The 22,583-nt window shown below is 58.8% G+C and carries 23 protein-coding genes; 17 read left to right on the forward strand and 6 right to left on the reverse strand.

All coding sequences use genetic code 11. From position 1 onward, the window contains the following. Window positions 1–130: 130 nt before the first annotated feature. The 4 genes from prc to BN1129_RS16025 all read right to left on the reverse strand — a co-directional run bounded on the left by prc (window position 131) and on the right by BN1129_RS16025 (window position 3,916). The gene (prc, locus tag BN1129_RS16010; protein WP_042037801.1) at window positions 131–2,146 is read right to left on the reverse strand and encodes a carboxy terminal-processing peptidase; all 2,016 of its coding nucleotides are present in this window, start codon (window positions 2,144–2,146) and stop codon (window positions 131–133) included. An 8-nt stretch (window positions 2,147–2,154) separates the two neighbouring features. Next, entirely contained in the window at window positions 2,155–2,787 is a 633-nt protein-coding gene (gene proQ, locus BN1129_RS16015; protein WP_042037804.1) for an RNA chaperone ProQ, read from the reverse strand. A gap of 101 nt (window positions 2,788–2,888) precedes the next feature. Beyond that, a complete protein-coding gene (locus BN1129_RS16020) occupies window positions 2,889–3,347 on the reverse strand; it encodes a GAF domain-containing protein (RefSeq protein WP_042037805.1) in 459 nt (152 codons plus the stop codon). Window positions 3,348–3,457: 110 nt separating this feature from the next. Further along, window positions 3,458–3,916 (reverse strand): hypothetical protein, encoded by a 459-nt coding sequence (locus tag BN1129_RS16025; RefSeq protein WP_042037806.1) that lies wholly within the window; start codon window positions 3,914–3,916, stop codon window positions 3,458–3,460. A 282-nt stretch (window positions 3,917–4,198) separates the two neighbouring features. Here BN1129_RS16025 and ccoN point away from each other — a divergent pair, with 282 nt between their 5' ends. The 11 genes from ccoN (at window position 4,199) to ttcA (ending at window position 14,428) form a co-directional block, all read left to right on the forward strand. Beyond that, window positions 4,199–5,623, forward strand: a complete 1,425-nt coding sequence (ccoN, locus tag BN1129_RS16030) for a cytochrome-c oxidase, cbb3-type subunit I (protein WP_042037808.1) — start codon at window positions 4,199–4,201, stop codon at window positions 5,621–5,623. A gap of 16 nt (window positions 5,624–5,639) precedes the next feature. Beyond that, complete coding sequence (ccoO, locus tag BN1129_RS16035) at window positions 5,640–6,254, forward strand: cytochrome-c oxidase, cbb3-type subunit II (protein WP_042037809.1); 615 nt, start codon at window positions 5,640–5,642, stop codon at window positions 6,252–6,254. Between the two features lie 12 nt (window positions 6,255–6,266). Next, complete coding sequence (locus BN1129_RS16040) at window positions 6,267–6,446, forward strand: CcoQ/FixQ family Cbb3-type cytochrome c oxidase assembly chaperone (RefSeq protein ID WP_042037810.1); 180 nt, start codon at window positions 6,267–6,269, stop codon at window positions 6,444–6,446. Next, the gene (ccoP, locus tag BN1129_RS16045; protein WP_042037811.1) at window positions 6,446–7,423 is read left to right on the forward strand and encodes a cytochrome-c oxidase, cbb3-type subunit III; all 978 of its coding nucleotides are present in this window, start codon (window positions 6,446–6,448) and stop codon (window positions 7,421–7,423) included. Before BN1129_RS16040 ends, ccoP begins: the two co-directional genes overlap by 1 nt. Window positions 7,424–7,552: 129 nt before the next feature. Then, entirely contained in the window at window positions 7,553–8,041 is a 489-nt protein-coding gene (locus BN1129_RS16050) for a FixH family protein (RefSeq protein WP_042037814.1), read from the forward strand. Between the two features lie 93 nt (window positions 8,042–8,134). Then, window positions 8,135–10,531, forward strand: coding sequence for a heavy metal translocating P-type ATPase (locus tag BN1129_RS16055; protein ID WP_042037857.1), 2,397 nt, complete (start codon window positions 8,135–8,137; stop codon window positions 10,529–10,531). A 145-nt stretch (window positions 10,532–10,676) separates the two neighbouring features. Next, window positions 10,677–10,865, forward strand: a complete 189-nt coding sequence (ccoS, locus tag BN1129_RS16060) for a cbb3-type cytochrome oxidase assembly protein CcoS (RefSeq protein ID WP_042037815.1) — start codon at window positions 10,677–10,679, stop codon at window positions 10,863–10,865. Continuing rightward, the gene (locus BN1129_RS16065; RefSeq protein ID WP_042037816.1) at window positions 10,849–11,535 is read left to right on the forward strand and encodes a sulfite exporter TauE/SafE family protein; all 687 of its coding nucleotides are present in this window, start codon (window positions 10,849–10,851) and stop codon (window positions 11,533–11,535) included. The genes ccoS and BN1129_RS16065 overlap by 17 nt, the downstream gene beginning before the upstream one ends. 68 nt (window positions 11,536–11,603) lie before the next feature. Then, window positions 11,604–12,359 (forward strand): FNR family transcription factor, encoded by a 756-nt coding sequence (locus BN1129_RS16070; protein WP_042037817.1) that lies wholly within the window; start codon window positions 11,604–11,606, stop codon window positions 12,357–12,359. A 130-nt stretch (window positions 12,360–12,489) separates the two neighbouring features. Continuing rightward, entirely contained in the window at window positions 12,490–13,437 is a 948-nt protein-coding gene (uspE, locus tag BN1129_RS16075; RefSeq protein WP_042037818.1) for a universal stress protein UspE, read from the forward strand. 82 nt (window positions 13,438–13,519) lie between these two features. Then, window positions 13,520–14,428: a tRNA 2-thiocytidine(32) synthetase TtcA gene (gene ttcA / locus BN1129_RS16080; RefSeq protein WP_042037821.1), complete on the forward strand. Its 909-nt coding sequence runs from the start codon at window positions 13,520–13,522 to the stop codon at window positions 14,426–14,428. Window positions 14,429–14,507: 79 nt separating this feature from the next. Here ttcA and BN1129_RS16085 read toward each other — a convergent pair whose 3' ends face one another. Both BN1129_RS16085 and BN1129_RS16090 read right to left on the reverse strand, forming a co-directional pair. Next, on the reverse strand, window positions 14,508–15,188 hold the full coding sequence (locus BN1129_RS16085) for a DUF2987 domain-containing protein (RefSeq protein WP_042037823.1): 681 nt from the start codon (window positions 15,186–15,188) through the stop codon (window positions 14,508–14,510). Window positions 15,189–15,260: 72 nt separating this feature from the next. Further along, window positions 15,261–15,998 carry a DUF2189 domain-containing protein gene (locus BN1129_RS16090; protein ID WP_042037824.1) on the reverse strand — a complete coding sequence of 246 codons (738 nt, stop codon included), beginning with the start codon at window positions 15,996–15,998 and terminating at the stop codon, window positions 15,261–15,263. Window positions 15,999–16,589: 591 nt separating this feature from the next. On the opposite strand from BN1129_RS16090, the gene rbsD reads away from it, so the two are divergent. The 6 genes from rbsD to BN1129_RS16120 all read left to right on the forward strand — a co-directional run bounded on the left by rbsD (window position 16,590) and on the right by BN1129_RS16120 (window position 22,476). Continuing rightward, window positions 16,590–17,009 (forward strand): D-ribose pyranase, encoded by a 420-nt coding sequence (gene rbsD, locus BN1129_RS16095; protein ID WP_042037825.1) that lies wholly within the window; start codon window positions 16,590–16,592, stop codon window positions 17,007–17,009. Between the two features lie 21 nt (window positions 17,010–17,030). Further along, window positions 17,031–18,566, forward strand: a complete 1,536-nt coding sequence (gene rbsA, locus BN1129_RS16100) for a ribose ABC transporter ATP-binding protein RbsA (protein ID WP_042037827.1) — start codon at window positions 17,031–17,033, stop codon at window positions 18,564–18,566. After that, entirely contained in the window at window positions 18,563–19,528 is a 966-nt protein-coding gene (gene rbsC, locus BN1129_RS16105) for a ribose ABC transporter permease (protein ID WP_042037828.1), read from the forward strand. Before rbsA ends, rbsC begins: the two co-directional genes overlap by 4 nt. A gap of 21 nt (window positions 19,529–19,549) precedes the next feature. Beyond that, entirely contained in the window at window positions 19,550–20,425 is an 876-nt protein-coding gene (rbsB, locus tag BN1129_RS16110; protein WP_042037830.1) for a ribose ABC transporter substrate-binding protein RbsB, read from the forward strand. 108 nt (window positions 20,426–20,533) lie between these two features. Further along, on the forward strand, window positions 20,534–21,466 hold the full coding sequence (gene rbsK / locus BN1129_RS16115; RefSeq protein ID WP_042037832.1) for a ribokinase: 933 nt from the start codon (window positions 20,534–20,536) through the stop codon (window positions 21,464–21,466). Continuing rightward, entirely contained in the window at window positions 21,466–22,476 is a 1,011-nt protein-coding gene (locus BN1129_RS16120; protein ID WP_042037833.1) for a substrate-binding domain-containing protein, read from the forward strand. The genes rbsK and BN1129_RS16120 overlap by 1 nt, the downstream gene beginning before the upstream one ends. Window positions 22,477–22,583 lie beyond the last annotated feature (107 nt).

Genomic DNA, 22,583 nt, shown 5'->3' on the forward strand with positions numbered 1-22,583 from the left:
TGCTTCCACGCTTGTAATTGACGTGTCAGAGGCTGTCACAACCGGTTGGCAGGGTCAAATAGTTTGCATTCAGCCAAAAGAAAGGGCGACCTGAGTCGCCCTTGTATACATGCCTTTTCACAAACCAACGTCAGCCCTGCTTGCTGAGTCTGGCCAGATCCGCCGTGATATTGGCCGCTTCGATCAGATACTCGTCGGGGGCTTCAAAATCCGCCGGCAACTCGTCGAGACTCTTCACCGCAGGCTTGCCAAGGCGAGCCAGGCGCTCATTGGTGCGCGTCAGCGCCTTCTCGTCCTGTTTGGCCTGATCAGCCAGACGCTCCGCCTCGTTGAGGGAGACCGACTTCTTGTCCTTCTCCTCCTTGTAGTCGGCGATGTCCTGCATCACATAGGCAAACTCGGGATCCTTGGTGATCCGGGCATCGTGCGCCGACTGTAGCTTGGGCAACACACTGGCGAAGTTACCGAGCTTCTCGTAGCTTGCTGAGGCTATCTTGTCCCACGGCAGCGCATTGAACTCACGGCTCTCGCCCGTCTCTTCCGGGGCGACCGCTGTGGGGAAGCGGATGTCAGGTGCCACGCCCTTGTTCTGGGTGCTGCCACCGTCGATCCGGTAGAACTTGGCGATGGTGTACTGCACGTGACCCAGTGGCTGCTCGTAGAAGTCATAGACCTTGGCGAGGCTGCGATGCTGCTGCACAGTGCCCTTGCCGAACGAGTTTTCACCCAGGATCAGGGCGCGGCCATAATCCTGCATGGCAGCAGCGAAAATCTCGGAGGCCGAGGCGCTGTAGCGGTCAATCATCACCGACATGGGGCCGCCGTAGTAGACGTTGCCATCGTCATCGCCATTAACCGTGATGCGGCCCATGTGATCACGAATTTGCACCACGGGACCGCTGGCGAAGAAGAGACCGCTCAGGGCAGAGGCTTCGGTCAGCGCACCACCGCCGTTACCGCGCAGATCGATGATCAGACCATCGATATTCTGCTTGTTCAGGCTGGAGAGCTCCTTGATCACGTCGTCGTGCAGATTGACGTAGAAACTCGGGATCTCGATGACGCCAATCTTCTTGCCTTCGGCGTTAATCACCTTGGACTTGGCGGCTCTGTCTTCCAGGCGCACCTTGTCGCGGGTCAGCTCGATCTGCTCGGTCTTGACGGTCGCGCCTTTACCGCGCTGGATCTCCAGCTTCACCTTGCTGCCTTTTGGCCCCTTGATGAGTTCGACCACGTCATCGAGACGCCAGCCGATCACATCGACAATCTTGCCATCGTCCTGCCCTACCCCGGTTATCTTGTCATCAGGCTTGAGGTGATTGGACTTGGCGGCCGGGCCACCCGGTACCAGGGAGCGAATCACGGTGAAATCATCATCCGCCTGCAACACGGCACCTATGCCTTCCAGCGAGAGGTTCATCTCGGTGTTGAAGCGATCGGCATTGCGCGGGGAGAGATAACTGGTGTGCGGCTCGATGGCACGGGCGAAGGAGTTCATGAATAGCTGGAACACGTCCTCGCTCTCGGTCTGGGACATCCGCTTGATGGCATTGTTGTAACGCTTGCCAAGCAACTCCTTGATCTCGGGCCACTCCTTGCCACTGAGCTTGAGGCTCAGGGCATCGAACTTGACCCGCTGACGCCACAACTCGTTGAGTTCTGCTTCGTCTTTGGGCCAAGCCACCCCTTCCCGATCAAAGATGTAATTGTCGGGCTGGGTAAAATCGAAAGGAGTATCGAGCAGTTTGAGGGCGTATTCGAACCGCTCATAACGCCGCTGCTGACTCAGATTGAACATCTCGTAGGCAGGTGCCAGCCGTCCTCTTTCGAAGTCGGTGTCAAAACCGTTACGGTACTTTTCAAAGCGGCTGATATCAGAGGCCAAAAACAGGTTTCTGCTGTAATCCAGATTCTCCAGATACTTGTCGTAAATCACGGAGGAAAAGGTATCGTCCAGCTTGAACTGCTTGTAATGCGAGCGGGTAAACAGATTGGCAATTCGCTTGCTAGCCGTAGCATGTTGGCTCTCTTGAGCCAACACAGGCAAATCACTTTCCTTGAGCACCGGCTCGATGGCCTGTGCAAGCCCGGCAAGCGCCAGGCTACAGGCAACGAGGGAAAAACGAATTACGCCATGCTTCAACATTTGTCTCCTTAGAGAACCAGATGCTCAAATTTGACCCGCAGCATCATGCCGGTCTGCAGTTGGACCTGAACGTCATCCTTGGTCACTTCCTTGATGGTCGCCGGTACAGGAGACTTGCCCAGCACGACCCTGACGCCTTGATCCACTTTCAGATTAGCAGCATCGACCTTCACCAGCGGCGCATCGGCAACGGGGGCCTTGGGTGCGGCTTTGGGCTTGTCAGATTTGGCGACAGCATCAGCCTTGCGCGGGGCAGGACGACGGGGCTGCTTGGCCTTCTCTTCTTTAGTATTGGTACGACGGCTGGCAAAGACGCGTTCTTTGCTCTCTTTCAGGGCTTGCTTGGCATGTTCGATGTGCTCTTCGGTGAGCAGTTCACCCGGATTTCCGTCCAGATCGACACGGGCCTGGCCAGCCTTAAGGCCATGCAGGTAACGCCAGCTGGAGGTGTATTGACGCAGTGCAGAGCGCAGCATGGTCTTGGATACTCTGGCGTCGTCAGCAAGACGCTCGGCCAAATCCTGGAAGATGCCAATCTTGAGTGGCTTGGCCTCTCCTTCAGCGATGAAGCAGGCCGGGAATTTCTCGACCAGGTAGGCAACGATCTCTTTACTGTTCTTCAGCTTCTCAGTGTTTTCCATGTATAACCTTGGCTTTCATATAAACGCGCGGGCACGCCCGAGCACAACAAAGGCCCCATTATAGAGAGCTTGGGGCCTTTTGCGAACCATCAAGCAATGACTTAGAGCATGCTTTCCAAAATTTGCACTGTTTCTTCCAACCCAATCCGGTCTTCTGCGTCAAAACGGTTGAAAATTGGGCTATCGATATCCAGCACGCCAATGATCTCGCCACCACGGCGCACCGGGATCACGATTTCCGAGTTGCTGGCGCCATCGCAAGCGATATGCCCTTCAAATTGATGCACATCGTCAATGAGCTGGGTTTGCCCCTCAGCAACCGCAGTGCCGCATACCCCACGGCCGACCGGAATACGTACGCAGGCCGGTTTGCCCTGGAACGGACCGAGCACCAGGGTATCTCCCTGCAACAGGTAAAAACCCACCCAGTTGATCTCGGCCAGCTCCTGATTAAGCAGCGCGGACAGGTTGGCCAGATTGGCAATCAGATCGGTTTCCCCCTCCAGCAACGCCTTGGCCTGCTGGTTGAGGGTGCGATAAAACGGTTGTTTTTCAATCATGATTAAATGAACTTCACTCCCTGATAATCTGTGCAAGGTAACGCCCTGCCTGAAAATTTCAAATCTATTTTCACCTTTCCCCTTCTCCTTTTCTTCATAAAGGCAGCCATTCAACGACTGACCGAGAGTTCCAACTGCTGGCGCTGGCCATTGTTCCACTCGATATTGAGCAGCCAGACCATCACTGCCGAGGTGCAGGAACCCACCAGGGTCGACCCCTGCCAGCCGCGATCTGCAGGCTCGAAACTGACCGGTATGGTGCCCATGAACATGTCTCGTCCCTCCAGCCAGGCTTTCACCGGTTTCAAGGCGGGATCCCCCCCCTGAAGCAGTATCACGAAGTCATGTTCGGCCTGCACCGGCAAGGAGGCGACGCTGACGGTCATCGGTTTGTCGCCCACCAACAGGCTGCAGGAGGCGTGGGACAGATCACAAATCTGATCTTTTTCTGTCCCTGCCACCGCCGTCTGCCCCCCGCCAAACCAGGTTCGATAAGCAACCAATCCGAGCAAAATGGCCAGAACGATCGCCAAGTGGGCAATTTTGCGTGAAGTGAGTCTCTCTTTCATGAAAAAACAACCTTTTAAGATGCCTTAAAAATGACATTTTCGTGATCTCGCGCAAGGTAAATAATTGAGCAGGCGAGACCAGTCGGAGCCAAATATATCACTGTTTATACTGTTATTTTACCTGTCACTTCAGTATCATTCCCAACGAATTTTCATTTAGCTACTTTTTGCTTTTCCTTTTATTAACAGTTGTTAACGGAAGGTTGGCAGTAGCCAATGATGTCGGTCCATGTCACTGGACAAAAAATCAAACAACAGCAGCATCGGAAGCGGAATACAACGATGAGCCATATAACTAACCATCCTGAGTACAACTACACCGTTGTTCGCCAGTTCACCGTCATGACGATTGTCTGGGGAATTGTCGGCATGTCGGTTGGCGTACTGATCGCAGCCCAGTTGATCTGGCCTGCCCTCAACTTCGAGACCCCGTGGCTGACTTACAGTCGTCTGCGACCCCTCCATACCAACGCAGTGATCTTCGCCTTCGGCGTCAGCGCACTGATGGCCACCTCGTTTTACGTGGTGCAACGCACCTGTCAAACCAGACTGTTTTGTGGCCCCCTGGCGACCTTCGTTTTCTGGGGCTGGCAGGCAATCATCCTGTCTGCCGCCATTTCGCTGCCGCTAGGATATACCACCTCCAAGGAGTACGCAGAGCTGGAATGGCCGATCGATATCGCCATCGCCATCGTCTGGGTCGCCTACGCCGTCGTTTTCTTCGGCACCCTGGTCAAACGTACCACCTCCCACATCTATGTGGCGAACTGGTTCTTTGGCGCCTTCATCATCACGGTGGCCGTGCTCCACATCGTCAATAGCATGGCAGTGCCGCTTTCCGGCATGAAGTCCTACTCCATGTATTCCGGTGTCATGGATGCCATGGTGCAGTGGTGGTATGGGCACAACGCGGTAGGCTTCCTGCTGACCGCCGGCTTCCTCGGGATGATGTACTACTTCGTGCCCAAGCAGGCGGGTCGTCCGGTTTACTCCTACCGCCTCTCCATCGTGCACTTCTGGGCGCTGATCTCCCTCTATATATGGGCCGGTCCGCACCACCTGCACTATACCGCGCTGCCTGACTGGGCCCAGTCGCTGGGCATGGTCATGTCCCTGATCCTGTTCGTCCCCTCCTGGGGTGGCATGATCAACGGCATCATGACCCTCTCTGGCGCCTGGCACAAACTGCGTTATGACCCCATTCTGCGCTTCCTGGTCGTGTCCCTGTCGTTCTACGGCATGTCCACCTTCGAAGGCCCCATGATGGCGATCAAGACGGTCAACGCCCTCTCCCACTACACCGACTGGACCGTAGGTCACGTCCACTCAGGCGCACTGGGTTGGGTTGCCATGGTATCCATCGGCGCCGTGTATCACCTGATCCCGAACCTGTTCGATCAGGGTCGCATGTACAGCATCCGCTTGATCAACGTGCACTTCTGGCTGGCCACTGTGGGCACCGTGCTCTACATCGTATCCATGTGGATTTCCGGCGTAATGCAGGGTCTGATGTGGCGTGCGGTCAACGACGACGGCACCCTGACCTACAGCTTCGTGGAATCGCTGCAGGCCTCTTATCCCTTCTACTTCGTGCGCTTCCTGGGTGGCTGCTTCTTTGTCACCGGTATGTTGCTGATGGCCTACAACGCCTATCGCACCATCACTGCGCCCAAGGGTTCCCTGGAACCTGTCGCACAGCCAGCATGATTGAAGAGGTCAACGCATGAGCAACAAAAACCGTCACGAGATCTTTGAAAAGAGCGTCCCCATGCTGGTGGTCGGCATCATATTTGCCATCAGCCTGGGGGGCCTGGTCGAAATCACCCCCCTGTTCTTCCAAAAGCAGACCACTGAGCCGGTAGAGGGCCTCCTGCCCTACTCTGCCCTGCAGATGGAAGGCCGCGATATCTTTATCCGCGAAGGCTGCTCCGTTTGTCACAGCCAGATGATCCGTCCGCTTCGCGCCGAAATTGAGCGTTACGGCCACTACTCGGTCGCGGGTGAAAGCGTGTGGGAGCACCCCTTCCTTTGGGGCTCCAAGCGTACCGGCCCGGATCTGGCCCGTGTGGGCGGTCGCTATTCAGACGACTGGCACCGCGCTCACCTGATCAACCCGCGCGATGTGGTACCCGAGTCCAACATGCCGTCCTTCCCCTGGCTTGACACCAATGTCCTGACCGGTGAACTGACCGGGAAGAAACTGGCGCTGTTCCGGGATCACTTCGGCGTGCCTTACAGCGACGCTGACATCCAGGGTGCAGCTGAAGCCGTTAAGGGCAAAACCGAACTGGATGCGCTGGTAGCCTATCTGCAATCACTGGGTCATGCCCTGAAATAAAGGAGTCAGGATATGGATTACGGCACATTTCGCGGCCTTTATACCCTGCTGTTGATGGCCATCATTATCGGCATCATCGTCTGGGCATACAGCAAGCGCCGCAAGGCCTCTTTCGACGAGGCTGCCAACTTGGTGTTTGCCGACGACGAGCAACCCGGTGCTGATAACAAGAACGCAGGAGCGAAACAATAATGAGCACTTTGTTTAGCATTTTTGTGACCGTCCTCAGCCTGGGGACCATACTTGGCTGCTTCTTGCTACTGGTGTGGTGCTTGCGCGACAAAATGGGCGTGGAGGAGGGCAAGTCCATGGGACACTCCTTCGACGGTATCGAAGAGATGAACAACCCGCTGCCGAAGTGGTGGACCTACATGTTCTTCTTCTTCATCGTCACCGGTCTGCTCTATCTGCTGGCCTTCCCGGGGCTGGGTAACTGGAAGGGTCTGCTGGCCTGGCAGAGCTCCAACCAGGATGTTCGCTCGCTGGCCGAGTCCAAGGCTGCGGCGGCTTCCGCCAAGGCTGAAGGTCGGGCGGTGGAGTTTGACCGCGAACTACTCAAGGCTGACGAGATCTACGGCGCCAAGTTCCGAGAGCTGGCCTATCAGGCCGATGGCAAGACCTATCGCGCCATTGAAGAGATCGCCGCCGATCCAGAAGCGCGCAAGGTGGGTCAGCGTCTGTTCCTGCAGAACTGCTCCCAGTGCCACGGTTCCGATGCCCGCGGCGGTCGCGGTTTCCCGAACCTGACCGACAGCGAATGGCAATGGGGTGGTCAACCGGATCAGATCAAGACCACCATCATGGACGGTCGTCATGGTGTGATGGCGGCCTGGGGTGAAATCCTCGGCAAGGATGGCGTTCAGGAAGTGGCCTCCTATGTGTTGAGCCTCTCCGGTCGCAAGGTCGATCTGGTGGAAGCGAAGAAAGGTGAAGCCCGCTTTGCTATCTGCGCAGCCTGCCACGGGGCCGATGCCAAGGGCGGTATCGCCGTCGGGGCACCGGATCTGACCAACAACATCTGGCTGTATGGCGGTTCCCGTCAGGTGGTCGAGCAGACCATCACCCACGGTCGTCACGGCGTCATGCCAGCCTGGAGGGATATTCTGGGTGAAGACAAGGTGCACCTGCTCGCCTCCTACGTTTATAGTTTGTCCCACAACAACATGTAAAATAAGCAGTAACATGTGATAAGCACGTGATTACTCAGCAAAAAGCCTCGACTCTTCGAGGCTTTTTGTTATCTTGTGTTGGCTGGAAAGCCTCCATTCTGTTAATCATACGTTTCGGTAGCACTCACTATGTCCCAACCCTGGTATCGCCAATTTTGGCCCTGGTTCATCATCACCCTCCCGGCCGCCGCCGTGATCGCCAGCATCAGCACTGGCATCATCGCCAGCAAGGATGGCGTCAACCTGGTCGCCGAAGACTATTACAAGCAAGGCAAAGAGATTAATCAGGACCTGAGCAAGTTCCGTCGCTCCGAAGCCCTCAACATTCACATTGCGCTGGAAGTGAATGACAAGGAGCTGACCCTCAAACCCCTCTCGGGAGAGATTGCCCCAGGTCAGGCCCTCTACCTTTCCCTGTTCCATCCGACCCTGGCCGGCATGGACAGCGAGCACATGGTGACGGCTGACGCCAGCGGCGTCTATCGCCTGCCGCTCGATAAACCATTGAATGGGAAATGGCATATCCGGGTCGATGCCCTCAATCACGAGTGGCGTCTGCAAGAGACGGTCCAGCTCCCGACCAAGGCGCCTGTAGAACTCGATCCCAAAGGACGTTAAGCCATGACTGGCGGTTTTCACCCTGGCGACGCAGCTTCCCGCCAGCACGCCCCGTGCCTCGATCGCTCACCTTGCCTCCCGGGGCAAGACGCCATCAACGCCTGTTTCCATTGCGGTGAGCCGGTTCCCGCCGGCAGTCGCTATGCACTCGAGATCAAGGGCATAGTCCAACCCATGTGCTGCCCCGGCTGTCAGGCGGTGGCAGAAACCATCATGGAGTGTGGCCTCTCCAGCTATTACGAGCACCGCACAGCGCCCGGTATCAAGGGTGAACTGGTCCCGCAAGAGCTGGCTGCCCTCACCCACTACGATCTGACCGAGGTACAGCAGGATTTCGTCACCGACAGCGGCACGGGCAGCCACAGGATGCGCGAGATCCTGCTCAGCGTGGAAGGGCTAACTTGCGCCGCCTGCGCCTGGCTCATCGAGCGTCATCTGACAGGCCTTGCCGGCCTGCATTACATCAACGTCAATACCACCACGCACCGTGCGCGCATCAAGTGGGATCCGGACCGGCTTGCCTTGAGCGACATCCTCAAGGGGTTCGCCAAAATAGGCTATCGTGCCTACCCATTCCAGACCCACACCCAAGAAGCGCTCTATGCCAAAGAAGTGCGCAGCTACATGTTCCGGCTGGCACTGGCGGGCTTAGGGTCAATGCAGGTGATGATGTGCGCCGTGGCGCTCTACATGGATCTCTTCATCAGCGTCGAGGATGAGTTCATGGTCTACTTCAAGTGGATCAGCCTCTTGCTCTCAACCCCCATCATGATCTATTCGGCCCAGCCATTTTACGTGGGAGCCTGGCGCAGCCTGAAACAGGGCTACCTCTCCATGGACGTGTCGGTATCGCTGGCACTGATTGGCGCCTTCGTCGCCTCCATGTGGGCCACCGTCTTCAACACCGGTGAGGTCTATTTCGACTCCATCACCATGTTCGTCTTCTTCTTGCTGCTGGGACGTTTTCTGGAGTTACGGGCCCGGCGCAAGGCGTCCGAGTCCAGCTCCAACCTGGCGCGGCTGGTGCCTATCATGGCCACGCGCATCGATGAAGATGGCGAGCATGAGGTGGCAGCCAAGATGCTGCAGGTAGGAGACAGGATACGGGTACTGGCTGGCGCCACCCTGCCGGCCGATGGTCTCATCGTCGAGGGACAGGCAAGCCTTAATGAATCCATGCTGACCGGTGAACAGTTGCCGCTGCTCAAGCAGGTGGGTGACAGCGTTTATGCCGGTACCATCAACACGGATGCACCGCTCCAGATCCGGGTCAGCCACCGTATCGAGGAGTCGCGCATCGCCCAGATCATGCGACTGCAGGATCATGCCCTCGATGACAAACCGGCCATCGCACAGATGGCGGATCAGCTGTCGCGCCACTTTATTCTGGTGCTGCTGATCATTGCGGCGGCGGTCTGGACCTTCTGGCACTTCCATCAGCCGGAGCAGGCCTTCTGGGTCACCCTGGCCGTGCTGGTTGCCACCTGCCCCTGCGCCCTGTCGCTGGCTACGCCGACCGCGCTCACTTCGGCCACCGCCAATCTGACCCGCAACGGCATCCTGCTGCGCCGTGGCCATGTGCTGGACGTGCTGACCAAGGCTAACCGGATCGTGATGGACAAGACAGGCACCCTGACCACGGGCAACATCAGCCTGATCAGCACCACGGCGCTGGCCGAGCTGAGCGAGGCCCAGTGCCTCTCCATCGCCCGCGCGCTGGAAGCCTACTCAGAACATCCCATCGCCCGCGCCTTTCGCAGCAAGGCGGCGGACGAAGCCGTGTTGCTGGCGGCAAGTGAGGTGACGCCCGTCATAGGTCACGGCATTCAGGGCAAGATCGCAGGCCAGCATTACCGTATCGGCAGCGCACGCTGGCTGTCCCTGCCCGCCGGGCAGACGGCCAGCCAGGGCCTTGCCATCTATTTGGCCGATGAATCCAGGCTGCTGGCCCGTTTCATCCTGGCAGATACATTGCGCCCGGATGCCAGGGCGCTGATCCAGGCTTTCAAGGCCGCCGGTCTGCAGACCACCATACTCACGGGTGACAGCTCGGCCCAGGCCGACGAGGTGGCCCGCGAACTCGGGGTCGATGAACTGGTGAAAGGGGTCACGCCGGATGGCAAGCTGGCCTATCTCAAGGAACATGAGGCCCGCGGCGATATCAACATCATGGTGGGGGATGGCATCAACGATGCCCCGGTACTGGCCGGAGCCCACGCCTCGTTCGCCATGGCGGGCGGCACGGATCTGGCCAAGAACAGCGCCGACGCCATCCTGCTGGCCGATGACTTGAGCCGCTTGCTCGGCGCCAGAGTGCTGGCAATGCGTACCCGCAAGATCATCATCGAGAACTTCAGCTGGTCCATCGGCTACAACCTGCTGGTGCTGCCGCTCGCGGCCAGCGGCTGGTTGCCACCCTATGTGGCGGCGGCGGGCATGTCTCTGAGCTCCCTCATCGTGGTCACCAACTCCATGCGGCTCAATCGCTGAGCCATGGGCGCATGCATACGCACGATAAACACACGATAAAAAGGAGCCCGCGTTTGCCGGGCTCCCCACCCCCCCTCCAGAGAATCGCCGGGTCCCTGGCCACCAACGGATATATCATGACCACTCTCATCGCAAGGCTTGCACCATGAACATCATCTTCGTCCTGATCCCCATCGCCATCCTGTTTGTCATCATCGCCGGCGCCCTCTTCTTCTGGGCCATTCGCTCCGAGCAGTTTGAAGATCTCGACCGCCAGGGCTCCAATATCCTGTTCGATGAAGACTGCCCCGCCCAGAAAACCAGCGAGCATACATCCGATGACCGCCAGCCTTGATCTTATCGGGGCCCTGCTGGTGGGGCTGGCGGGTTCAGGCCACTGCATCGGCATGTGTGGCGGCGTCTCGGCCGCGCTCTCCATGGCCATCCCCCCCGAGCAACAGCACTTCTGGGGCAGGCTCGGTTACCTGCTCAACTACAACCTGGGCCGGATCCTCAGCTATGTGTTAGCCGGAGCTCTGGTGGGAGGCCTGCTGGCCACAACCAGCGAACTGGGTGCAGGCAAGCACGCTATCGCCGGCTTGCGGCTGGTGGCCGCGCTCTTGATGATAGCGCTCGGTCTCTACCTCGCCGGCTGGTGGCAGGGCATATTGCTGCTTGAGCGCATAGGCGCCCGACTCTGGCCTCACATCAAACCGCTGGCGGGCAAGTTTCTCCCCTTCACCTCGGCCTGGCAGGCCTTTCCCTTTGGTATGGTGTGGGGCTGGCTGCCCTGTGGCCTGGTCTACTCCATGCTGACCTGGAGTGCGGCGGCGGGTTCCGCCGGTAGCGGTGCACTCATCATGCTCAGTTTCGGTATAGGGACCCTGCCGACACTGTTTGCACTGGGGGGGCTGGCAGACCGCCTGCGCTACTGGCTGACACTGCGCAGTTTGCGCCAGGGCGGTGCTGTTTTGCTCATCGCGTATGGGCTTCATACGCTCTGGATAGGGATTGCGTCCTTTTGAAACCCTATCCAAAACGGATGAGTTGATGGTAAACTTGTTTGATATAAATCAATTATTCGTATGAGCCTATGATCCCGGAAAAGAAACCTGGCAGACGTATTCAGAGCGGTGGCTGTGCAATTCATTGCCAGGATTGCAGCATCAGCCAGCTCTGCATTCCCTTCACCCTGAACGACAGCGAACTCGATCAGCTCGACAGTATCATTGAGCGAAAGAAGCCGATCCAGAAGGGTGAGGAGCTGTTCAAAGCAGGCGATGAGCTGAAATCGCTCTACGCGATCCGTTCCGGGACCATCAAGTCATACACCATCACGGAACAAGGCGATGAGCAGATCACCGCCTTCCACCTCGCCGGTGATCTTGTTGGTTTCGATGCTATTCATAAGCATGCCCATCCCTCCTTCGCCCAGGCGCTGGAAACGGCCATGGTGTGCGAGATCCCGTTCGACGTGCTCGACGAGCTCTCCGGCAAGATGCCCAAGTTACGTCAGCAGATCATGCGACTGATGAGCAACGAGATCATGGGTGATCAGGAGATGATACTGCTGCTCTCCAAGAAAAATGCCGAAGAGCGCCTCGCCGCCTTCCTGCACAATCTGTCGGTGCGTTTCTCCGAGCGTGGCTTCTCCGCCAAGGAGTTTCGCCTCTCAATGACCCGCGGTGATATTGGCAACTACCTCGGCCTCACCGTCGAGACCATCAGCCGTCTGCTTGGCCGCTTCCAAAAGTCCGAGCTCATCAGCGTCAAGGGCAAGTACATTACCGTGCTGGATCATGTGGCCCTCGGTATCATGGCTGGCGCCACCCGTCCTCCCAGCGGTTAATCTCCCTTTGTTGCCGGATCGGTTTACGCTGAATTTTGATCCGGCACACGTCTCCTTCCCTCCTCCTGAGCTAAGCTGTAATGGCTAAAGGTCTGCCATAATTGGTATTTTTGCAAAGGAGGAGGAGAACATGGTCAAGTACCGAAAAATCCTGGTCGTTATCAACCCGGAAGAAGAGCGGCAAATTGCCCTCGAACGTGCGGTCAAGGTGGCTGAGCTGGATGAAGGCGCTCAACTGACCCTGTTGCTCACCATTTACGACTTCTCGTACGAGATGACCGCCATGCTGTCGGTGGACGAACGGGAAGAGATGCGCCACGGCGTGATCGCCCAGCGCCGTGAATGGCTCGACGATATTCTAACCCCCTACCGTGCCAAGGGGCTGGACTGCGAGATCAAGGTGGTCTGGCACAATCGTCCCTTCGAATGCATCATTCAGGAAGTGCTGGAGAACCGCCACGATCTGGTGGTCAAGGCGACTCACCATCACTCGTTTCTGCAAACCTTCATCTTCACTCCGACCGATTGGCACCTGCTGCGCAAGTGTCCCTGCCCCGTCCTGCTGGTCAAGGAGGGCCACTGGCAACGGGGCGGCAACATCATAGCTGCCATCAATTGTTCCAGTGACGATCAGGAGCAGAAACTGCTGAACGAGCGGATCACGGAGGAAGGGATCGCCATCGCCGAGCTGCTCGGCTCCAACCTCTACCTGGTCAACACCTATCCCGGCACCCCGGTCAACGTGGCCATCGAACTGCCCGAGTTCGATCCCAACGCCTATAACGATGCCATTCGCAAGCACCATGAAAGCCTGCTGCTGAGCCATGCCGACAAATATGGGATCAGTCATCTGTGGACTCGGGTGGCGGAAGGTCTCCCGGAAGAGGTGTTGCCCGATCTGGCCGATAGCCTGCATGCCACTCTGATGATCATGGGCTGCGTCGGTCGCACCGGCCTCTCTGCCGCCTTGCTCGGCAATACCGCCGAACATGTGGTGGATCGTCTCGCCTGCGACATGCTGATCCTCAAACCCGCCGATTACAGCAGCCCGGTAGACCGCCGGCGCAGTCAATCATAAGACGCCTTTCTTCCTGGCATCTTGCCCTCCCCCGGGACATGGCTATAATAACGCGCTTATTTGTGTCCCGGGTTTTACGAGCATGCTAGAAGAGCTGAACGCCAAAGATAAATACAGTTTTAACAAACTGCAGAAGCGCCTGCGGCGCAACGTAGGTCAGGCCATTGCCGACTTCAACATGATTGAAGAGGGCGACAAGATCATGGTGTGCCTGTCCGGTGGCAAGGACAGCTTCGCCATGCTCGACATCCTGATGAGCCTGAAGGCAAGCGCCCCCATCCATTTTGATCTGGTTGCCGTCAACCTGGATCAGAAACAACCCGGTTTCCCCGAACACGTGCTGCCAGAGTATCTGGCCACCCTGGGCGTTGACTTCAAGATCGTCGAGGAAGACACCTATTCCATCGTCAAGGACAAGGTGCCGGAAGGCAAGACCACCTGCGCCCTCTGCTCCCGTCTGCGCCGTGGCATTCTCTATCGCACCGCCCAGGAACTGGGTTGCACCAAGATTGCCCTCGGCCATCACAGGGACGACATACTGGAGACCCTGTTCCTCAACATGTTCTACGGTGGCAAGCTCAAATCCATGCCGCCCAAGCTGGTGAGCGATGATGGCAAGAACGTGGTGATCCGCCCGCTGGCCTACTGCAAGGAGAAAGACCTGGTGCGCTATGCCGAGGTCAAGGCCTTCCCCATCATCCCCTGCAACCTGTGCGGCTCCCAGGAGAACCTGCAGCGTCAGGCCATCAAGCAGATGATGCAGGATTGGGATCGCCGCTTCCCCGGCCGGATCGAGACCATGTTCACCGCCATTCAGGACGTGATCCCGAGCCACCTGCTCGATCACAAACTGTTCGACTTCAAGAGCATCAACCGTGACTCCGGCATCATTGATGGCGGTGACAAGGCGTTTGATCCGCCTGAACTGCCCAAGGCGCCGCTGCTGGACATCGACGAGATGGACATGCTGGATGTGATTGAAGTGCGCTAAGCACGATAGACTCTCGCCTGCAGCAACAAAAAAGGAGCGCCTGGCGCTCCTTTTTTTATCTCACAGGCAAGCGGCTGGCTCACTCCTTATGCAGCCAGGGGGTCAACCGCAGTATATCACCCTGCAGTTGCAGCGTGCCCGCGGCGAAATCCGCCAGTTGCGCGTTGCTGAGCAATAGCTGCCCCCCTTGCCAGGAAAGCGGTTGCTGGCGGGCACCATCGACGAGATAGGCGGTGCCAGTCGGCTGTATCAGAGTCACCCGCACGCCCGCCATCTCGGGCAGGAAATACTTGCCAACCATGCCAGCCAGCTTACTCAACAGGGCTTGCATATCCTGCTGACGCCTGACCACCTCAGCCACCTTGAGATCCCACTGGCTGCCTGACACGGGCTGCACATCGGCCATCACTTGCACTGACAGATCGCAGGCCGTGTGTTCGTCGGTCAACCCCACCACCACGCTCGCCTTGTCCAGATTGAGATCGTCGTCGTAGGGCAGCCGCAGCTCGCTGTCTACCGTCACCTCGGCGGCCACGTCCCGATCCAGGGTCGAGACCCGAGCCGAGGTGAGCAGGCAGCGCTGGCCATTTTGCTGATCGGTCAGATAAAAGCCCAGCCTGGCGTGACCAAACTCCCCCTTGGCGAAGGTCTTCATCTGGCTGTAGAAGGTGCTGTACTGCAGATCCAGTGAAGGCTGCGCCAACCCCAGGGTGGGCAACAGCAGCAAGCCTGCCGCAGCCCCAAGTCGAGTCCTCTTCATATGCCATCCTTTTGCATTGCGCACTCATGATGCGCTGAAATATGCCTTTGCCATCGTCTGGCCTCAGACTCGCTAGGCATTGAAATGATCGGGGCCTTCGCTCACTTCCGTCACTTCGACCGCGACCCCGCACACATCCCGATAGAGGATCCCCTTGCAGTTGAAGTAGAGGGGGGCCACCCAGATAAGGCCCAATCCCATGGGGATCAGCGCCAGGAAAAACAGTACCAGCATGGCACCGTGCAGCAACACTATGCTGGGCCAGCCGCGGGCAAACAGCTTGAGCGACACCAGAATGGCCTGCACCGGCGACAAGCCGCGCTCCAGCACCAGCGGCACCGAGAACACCAATCCCATGCCGATCAACGCAGACGGGATGAAGGCCAGCACAACCGGCAGGCCCACCAGTTCAAACAGGGGGCCAAACAGGCTGGTGAGCATACTGCCGAGCAGACTCAGGCTGCCGAGACGCAGGAAGTGGCGAAAGAAATCGAAAACCTGGCTCGGGCGGGCACGCACACCGACCGACTGCTGCAATCCCAGCATGTCGAGGGACGAGGTCATGGGCGACATCATGATGGTGATAAGCAGGCTCAGCACCAGGGCTATGTCCATTCCCCCCTCCTGATTGAGGTGGGGGGCCAGCAGGGTATTGCTCAGCAATATCCAGATGGCTGTGACACCGACGATGGCCAGCAGCAGGCCGAAACCGGTGCGCCGCGTCTGTTGCCAACTCTCCTGCAATACCCCCTTGAGGTCGAGACGATATCCCTGACTCAGGGACTGTTCGAGGGAACCACCGATCCGCATTTTATTACTCAATTGACTATCCAACATCAGAGAAATCACTATTCAGGGAGCACATTATAGCGATTTGACCCGGCATGCGTAGCCGTTTTTCCCCTTATCTGCTGGCCAAAAAGTCTTTGATTTCATAAGGGGCCACCATCGCAGTCAGCACAGCTTCCGTCCGGATCTGATCACCACGCCAGTATGATGCTACCCATCTGCATCAGCCGTCTGGTGCAGTCGTGGGGGTGACCTCTCTGCCTTGGCCCGCCGCGGCGATGAGCGTTGGATGCTAGAAGGTGCCGCAAACACATGCGCGATGGCGTGGCCATCGGCGAGTTCCCCAAGGGGGCGACCCACTATCAACAGATGTGGGCACGCCCCGGTGTGCAGCAAGCCCTCTGATCCCGCGACCTGTGGGTCCAAGTGCTCTGTCTGGCACCCTTTTTCCCTTCCCTATCCTCTGCATTGAGATCGTTTTCACATTTCTACCCTCTCACAGTGGATCGATCGCGCCTTAGGGCCTATCTTTTTCACATGACGCAACCGGTTGCGTAACCGGTTGCCTAGATGAACATCAGATATGCGGACGCGAGTCTGCCGAGGTGCTGTATGAAACGAGGCGTATTGCTCAATGCTCCCCTGAGCGCACTGGTGGCAAAGCTGGGCCACACCGACGAGATCACGGTCTGCGATGCAGGCTTGCCCATTCCGGCAGGCCCTGAGCGGATCGATCTGGCGCTGATGGCGGGCACCCCCAGCCTTGCAACCGTGCTGACCGCCCTGCTCACCGATCTGGTGGTGGAGAAGGTGATCATGGCGAGCGAGATCAAGCAGATCAGCCCCGCCGCCCATCAGGCACTGGTCGAGCAGATAGAGGCGCACGCCGCTGCCCAAGGCAAGCCCATCACCATCGAATACTGCCTGCACGAGGCGTTCAAGACCCGCTCCCGTCAGAGCAAGGCGATCGTGCGCAGCGGCGAGGTCACCCCCTACGCTAATATTATTCTCTGCGCCGGTGTGGCGTTTTAAGCCTCGTCAAGGAAGCTGCAAATGAGCACAACCTCCTCCTCGCCCCTTTCTCCCATTCTGGAGCTCACCGGGATCGTCAAGACCTTCCCCGGTGTGCGCGCCCTCGACGAAGCGGGTCTGCGGGTCTATCCGGGCCAGGTGATGGCCCTGCTCGGCGAAAATGGTGCCGGCAAATCCACCCTGATGAAGGTGCTGACCGGCATCTATCAGGCCGATGCGGGCAGCGTCAGCTACCGCGGCCAGCCGGTCCATTTCAAGGGCCCCCGCGACTCCCAGGATCAGGGGATCAGCATCATCCATCAGGAGCTGAACCTGCTGCCGGAGTTGTCGATTGCCGCCAACATCTTCCTCGGCCGCGAACCGCGTACCCGTTTTGGCAACATCGATCACCCGCAGTTGCGCGAGCGCGCCAGCGGCCTGCTGGGCCGACTCGGCGTCAAGCACGGGCCGGATACAAGGCTTGGGGATCTGTCGATTGGCGAACAGCAGATGGTGGAGATTGCCAAGGCACTGTCGTTCGATGCCAGCGTCATCATCATGGATGAACCGACCGATGCGCTGACCGACACCGAAACCGAGCAGCTGTTTGTGGTGATCCGCGAGCTGCGCCAGCAGGGTTGCGGCATCGTCTACATCTCTCACCGTCTCAAAGAGATCTTCCAGATCTGCGACCGGGTCACCGTGCTGCGCGACGGCAAGTGGATAGGCGAGAAGGCGGTAAGCGATCTCGATGAAGACAAGATCATCGAGATGATGGTGGGTCGGCGGCTGGAAGAGCAGTACCCGCGTCTTGCGCGCGAGCTCGGCCCTATCAGCCTGCAAGTGAAAGCACTGGCCGGTCCCGGTGTGCGCGGGGTGAGCTTCTCCCTGCGTCAGGGGGAAATTCTGGGCTTTAGCGGCCTGATGGGGTCAGGGCGCACCGAGCTGATGAAGCTCATCTACGGTGCCAGCCCCATCAGCGCCGGTGAAGTGGAAGTGGACGGCCACGCCCTGGTACCACGCAGCCCGGCCGATGGGCTGGCTGCGGGCATCGCCTATATCTCAGAAGATCGCAAGGGCGATGGGCTGGTGCTGGAACTCTCTGTGCGCGAAAACATGAGTCTGTGTGCCCTTGGCGAGTTCATCAGCCACGGCAAGATTGACGGCAAGGCCGAACGCCAGGCGGTGAGCGACTATGTGCGCCTGTTCAATATCAAGACCCCGAGTCAGGATCAGCTGATAAAGCTGCTCTCCGGCGGCAACCAGCAGAAGGTCGCTATCGCCAAGGGGCTGCTGACCCGGCCCAAGGTGTTGATCCTCGACGAGCCGACCCGCGGCGTCGACGTGGGTGCCAAGAAGGAGATCTATCAGCTCATCAACCAGTTCAAGAAGGAGGGGATGAGCATCATCCTGGTCTCCTCCGAAATGCCGGAAGTGCTCGGCATGAGCGATCGCATCATGGTGATGCACGAAGGGCGCATCAGCGCAGAGTTCAACACCCGTGACGCCAATCAGGAGAAACTGATGGCGGCGGCAGTCGGTAAACAGTGGCAAGCAGAGCAAGAGGCATCCCAATGACAACCCAACCCCTTTCCCGCCGCGGCATCATGAGCAAGGCCTGGTGGATCGAGAACAAATCCCTGGTCGCCCTGCTGGTGCTGATCGGCGTGGTCTCGGCCTTAAGCCCCAACTTCTTCACCGCCGACAACCTGCTCAACATACTACGCCAGACCTCGGTCAACGCCATCATGGCGGTCGGCATGACGCTGGTCATCCTCACTGCCGGTATCGATCTCTCGGTCGGCTCGGTGCTGGCCCTGTGCGGCGCGCTGGCAGCCACCATGGTCGCCATGGAGCTGCCCATCGCGCTGGTGGTGCCCCTCACTCTGGGAGCAGGAGCCCTGCTGGGCGGCGTCAGCGGCCTCATCATTGCCAAAGGCAAGGTGCAAGCTTTCATCGCCACACTGGTCACCATGACCGCCCTGCGCGGCGTGACCATGGTCTATACCGAAGGGCGCCCCATCTCCACCGGCTTCAGTGAGGGTGCCGATCACTTCGCCTGGCTTGGTACCGGTTACCTGTTCGGTCTGCCAGTGCCCATCTGGCTGATGGCCATCGTCTTCCTGCTAGCCTGGTTCATGCTCAACCACACTCGCCTCGGCCGTTACATCTACGCCCTGGGCGGCAACGAATCGGCCACCCGCCTCTCCGGCATCAATGTGGCCAGGGTGAAACTGGCGGTGTATGGTTTGTGCGGTATGTTGTCGGCACTGGCCGGGCTCATCGTTACCTCCCGCCTCTCCTCGGCCCAGCCGACTGCAGGCATGGGTTACGAGCTGGATGCCATCGCCGCCGTGGTGCTGGGTGGAACCAGTCTGATGGGTGGCAAGGGTCGCATCATGGGAACCCTGATCGGGGCACTCATCATCGGCTTCCTTAACAACGCCCTCAACCTGCTCGACGTCTCGTCCTATTACCAGATGATCGCCAAGGCCAGCGTGATTTTGCTCGCCGTGATGATCGATAACAAAAGCAAGTAAGCACACACAAGGAATGAAATGATGAAAAAGCTCAATACCCTGCTCGCTGCCGCCATCATGTCCGTGCTGGGCACAGCCCAGGCCGCCGATCACACCCTGGCCATGGTAGTTTCCACCCTTAACAACCCCTTCTTCGTCACCATGAAAGAGGGGGCTGAAGCCAAGGCCAAGGAGCTTGGCTACCAACTGGTGGTGCTGGACTCCCAGAATGATCCGGCCAAGGAGCTCTCCAACATGGAAGATCTCACCGTGCGCAAGGTCAATGCCATCCTGATCAACCCGACCGACTCCGAGGCTGTGGGCAATGCCATCCGCCTGGCCAACAAGGCCAACATTCCGGTGCTGACCCTGGACCGTGGCGCAGCGCAGGGTGAGGTCAAGGCCCACATTGCCTCCGACAACGTAGCCGGCGGCAAGCTGGCTGGCGACTTCATCACCCAGAAACTGGGTGCCGGTGCCAAGGTCATTCAACTCGAGGGGATCGCCGGTACCTCCGCCGCCCGTGATCGTGGCGAAGGTTTCGCCCTGGCCGTGGCCGCCAACAAGCTGCAAGTGCTGGCTTCCCAACCTGCCGACTTTGACCGCACCAAGGGTCTGAACGTGATGGAAAACCTGCTGGCGGCCCACCCGACCGTACAGGCCGTGTTCGCCCAAAACGACGAAATGGCATTGGGTGCCATCCGCGCCGTGCAAGCCGCCGGTAAAGAGGTGATGATCGTCGGCTTCGACGGCACTGACGATGGCAAGGCCGCCGTGGCCAGAGGTAAACTGGCCGCCACCGTGGCCCAGCAACCAGCCCTGATCGGTGCTATTGGCGTCGAGACCGCCGACAAGGTGCTCAAGGGTCAACCGGTAGAAAAATCCATCCCGGTACCGCTGCAAGTGGTCAGCAAGTAAGGTGACGGGGGAGGTTCGCCTCCCCCCTTTGCCCCCGGTCTTCGATTAACCGTGCAACTTGGCTTGGGCCCACTCAAGCCAAGATGTTCCAAATCAAGGGTGATAAGAATGAATCGTCTCGTTGTTCTGGGCAGTGTCAATGCAGACCATGTACTGCGCGTTCCTCACTTCCCCCGCCCGGGTGAAACTCTGACCGGCCACAGCTATCAAGTCGTCCCCGGTGGCAAGGGGGCCAATCAGGCGGTCGCCGCCGCACGCCTCGGCGCCCCCGTCTCCTTTATTGCCCGCATCGGTGATGACGCCATCGGCCGCCAGATGAAAGCTGGTTTTGCCCAGGATGGCATCGACGTCAGTGCCGTTGAGCTCGACGACACCCTGCCCACCGGTATCGCTATCATCTATGTGAGCGATGAGGGGGAGAACAGCATAGGCATCTCCGCCGAAGCCAACGGTGCCCTCTCCCCTGCCATAGTGAAGCGCCACGAAGTCCTGATTGCCGATGCTCATACCCTGCTGTTGCAACTGGAAGTGCCGCTCGAAAGTGTATTCGAAGCGGCCCGTCTGGCCCGCGCCCACGGCACCCGGGTAGTGCTCAACCCGGCCCCCGCCCGCCCGCTCTCGGGCGACCTGCTGGCGCTGGTGGATCTCATCACCCCCAATCAGACCGAAGCCGAGCTGCTGACCGGCGTCAAGGTGTGCGACGAGGCCAGCGCCCGCGAGGCGGCGGCCCGCTTCCACCAGATGGGAATAAACGATGTGATGATCACCCTGGGATCGCAAGGGGTCTATTGCAGCAACGCGCAACAGCAACAACTCATCCCGGGCTTTCGGGTCGAGGCGGTGGACACCACCGCCGCAGGCGACACCTTCAACGGCGCCCTGCTGGCTGCCGAGCTGGCCGGTGCCGATTTCAAGGCGGCTGTGCGCTTTGCCCATGGTGCGGCAGCCCTCTCCGTGACCCGCTTCGGGGCCCAGAGCTCGATCCCGGAGAAGGGTGAAGTCGACGCCTTCCTGCTTGCCCAGACTGCGCAGGGGCACTGATGGCCAACATCAAGGAGGTGGCGGCGCTGGCCGGTGTCTCTACCACCACCGTCTCCCACGTCATCAACGAAACCCGCTTCGTGGCCGAGGATACGCGGGAGCGGGTCTTTGCCGCCATGCGCGATCTCAACTACGCCCCCAGCCTGGTGGCCCGCAGCCTCAAGGTGAAAGAGACCAACAGCATCGGCATGCTGGTCACCACCTCCAGCAACCCCTTCTTCGCCGAGGTAGTGCGCGGGGTGGAGCGCTACTGCTTCGAACAGGGCTACAACCTGATGCTGGGCAACACCGAAGGTCAGGCCGAAACGGCGCTTTCCTACCTCAAAATGATGCTACGCAAGCGGGTCGACGGTCTGCTGATCATGTGCAGCGAGGGGCAGCAAGAGGTCTTCAACCAGCTCGACTGGCTCAAGAACCTGCCGGTGGTGGTGATGGACTGGGGCATGGAGAGCAAGGACGTGGATCTTATCGCCGACAACTCCCATCGCGGCGGCTATCTGGCCACCCGCCATCTGATTGAACTGGGCCATACCGACATAGGCTGTATTACGGGCCCCCACAGCCGCGCCCCCGCCAACCAGCGGCAGGCAGGTTTTGAACAGGCGTTGCAGGAGGCGGGTCTCACGGTCAATCAGGAGTGGATCCAGGAAGGGGACTTTGATTGCGCCAGTGGTTTCAGTGCCATGCAGCGGCTGCTGGCCCAGCCCAAACGGCCGAGCGCCCTCTTCATCTTCAACGACATGATGGCCATGGGAGCCATCAGCGCCGCCCATCAGGCGGGGTTGAACATACCGCAGGATATCTCCATCGTCGGCTATGACAACGTGGCGCTGGCGCAATACCTCTCGCCACCGCTCACTACCATCAATCAGCCCAAAGAGGAGCTGGGACGCCTCGCCGTCACCCGGCTGCTAGCGCGGATCAACGGGGTAAGGGTGGACAATCACCTGATCACTGTCGATCCTGACCTGGTGATCAGACAATCCTGCGCCCCCTTCCCCGCCCCCTGATTTTCTAAACACATCATGCAAAAAGGGCGCCCCTGGGTCTAACGCAAGGCAGTTAAGAGAGTTTGATTACCAACCCGCGAGGTATAAGGCTAAAGAGTGAGGGAGGC

Origin of the sequence: Aeromonas popoffii (genome assembly GCF_000820025.1) — a bacterium.
Classification (GTDB): domain Bacteria; phylum Pseudomonadota; class Gammaproteobacteria; order Enterobacterales; family Aeromonadaceae; genus Aeromonas; species Aeromonas popoffii.

Excerpts from the sequence above, each read along its gene's own strand:
- prc (WP_042037801.1), bottom strand. The coding sequence starts at position 2,146 with ATGTTGAAGCATGGCGTAATTCGTTTTTCCCTCGTTGCCTGTAGCCTG.
- proQ (WP_042037804.1), bottom strand. The coding sequence starts at position 2,787 with ATGGAAAACACTGAGAAGCTGAAGAACAGTAAAGAGATCGTTGCCTAC.
- BN1129_RS16020 (WP_042037805.1), bottom strand. The coding sequence starts at position 3,347 with ATGATTGAAAAACAACCGTTTTATCGCACCCTCAACCAGCAGGCCAAG.
- BN1129_RS16025 (WP_042037806.1), bottom strand. The coding sequence starts at position 3,916 with ATGAAAGAGAGACTCACTTCACGCAAAATTGCCCACTTGGCGATCGTT.
- ccoN (WP_042037808.1), top strand. The coding sequence starts at position 4,199 with ATGAGCCATATAACTAACCATCCTGAGTACAACTACACCGTTGTTCGC.
- ccoO (WP_042037809.1), top strand. The coding sequence starts at position 5,640 with ATGAGCAACAAAAACCGTCACGAGATCTTTGAAAAGAGCGTCCCCATG.
- BN1129_RS16040 (WP_042037810.1), top strand. The coding sequence starts at position 6,267 with ATGGATTACGGCACATTTCGCGGCCTTTATACCCTGCTGTTGATGGCC.
- ccoP (WP_042037811.1), top strand. The coding sequence starts at position 6,446 with ATGAGCACTTTGTTTAGCATTTTTGTGACCGTCCTCAGCCTGGGGACC.
- BN1129_RS16050 (WP_042037814.1), top strand. The coding sequence starts at position 7,553 with ATGTCCCAACCCTGGTATCGCCAATTTTGGCCCTGGTTCATCATCACC.
- ccoS (WP_042037815.1), top strand. The coding sequence starts at position 10,677 with ATGAACATCATCTTCGTCCTGATCCCCATCGCCATCCTGTTTGTCATC.
- BN1129_RS16065 (WP_042037816.1), top strand. The coding sequence starts at position 10,849 with ATGACCGCCAGCCTTGATCTTATCGGGGCCCTGCTGGTGGGGCTGGCG.
- BN1129_RS16070 (WP_042037817.1), top strand. The coding sequence starts at position 11,604 with ATGATCCCGGAAAAGAAACCTGGCAGACGTATTCAGAGCGGTGGCTGT.
- uspE (WP_042037818.1), top strand. The coding sequence starts at position 12,490 with ATGGTCAAGTACCGAAAAATCCTGGTCGTTATCAACCCGGAAGAAGAG.
- ttcA (WP_042037821.1), top strand. The coding sequence starts at position 13,520 with ATGCTAGAAGAGCTGAACGCCAAAGATAAATACAGTTTTAACAAACTG.
- BN1129_RS16085 (WP_042037823.1), bottom strand. The coding sequence starts at position 15,188 with ATGAAGAGGACTCGACTTGGGGCTGCGGCAGGCTTGCTGCTGTTGCCC.
- BN1129_RS16090 (WP_042037824.1), bottom strand. The coding sequence starts at position 15,998 with ATGCGGATCGGTGGTTCCCTCGAACAGTCCCTGAGTCAGGGATATCGT.
- rbsD (WP_042037825.1), top strand. The coding sequence starts at position 16,590 with ATGAAACGAGGCGTATTGCTCAATGCTCCCCTGAGCGCACTGGTGGCA.
- rbsA (WP_042037827.1), top strand. The coding sequence starts at position 17,031 with ATGAGCACAACCTCCTCCTCGCCCCTTTCTCCCATTCTGGAGCTCACC.
- rbsC (WP_042037828.1), top strand. The coding sequence starts at position 18,563 with ATGACAACCCAACCCCTTTCCCGCCGCGGCATCATGAGCAAGGCCTGG.
- rbsB (WP_042037830.1), top strand. The coding sequence starts at position 19,550 with ATGAAAAAGCTCAATACCCTGCTCGCTGCCGCCATCATGTCCGTGCTG.
- rbsK (WP_042037832.1), top strand. The coding sequence starts at position 20,534 with ATGAATCGTCTCGTTGTTCTGGGCAGTGTCAATGCAGACCATGTACTG.
- BN1129_RS16120 (WP_042037833.1), top strand. The coding sequence starts at position 21,466 with ATGGCCAACATCAAGGAGGTGGCGGCGCTGGCCGGTGTCTCTACCACC.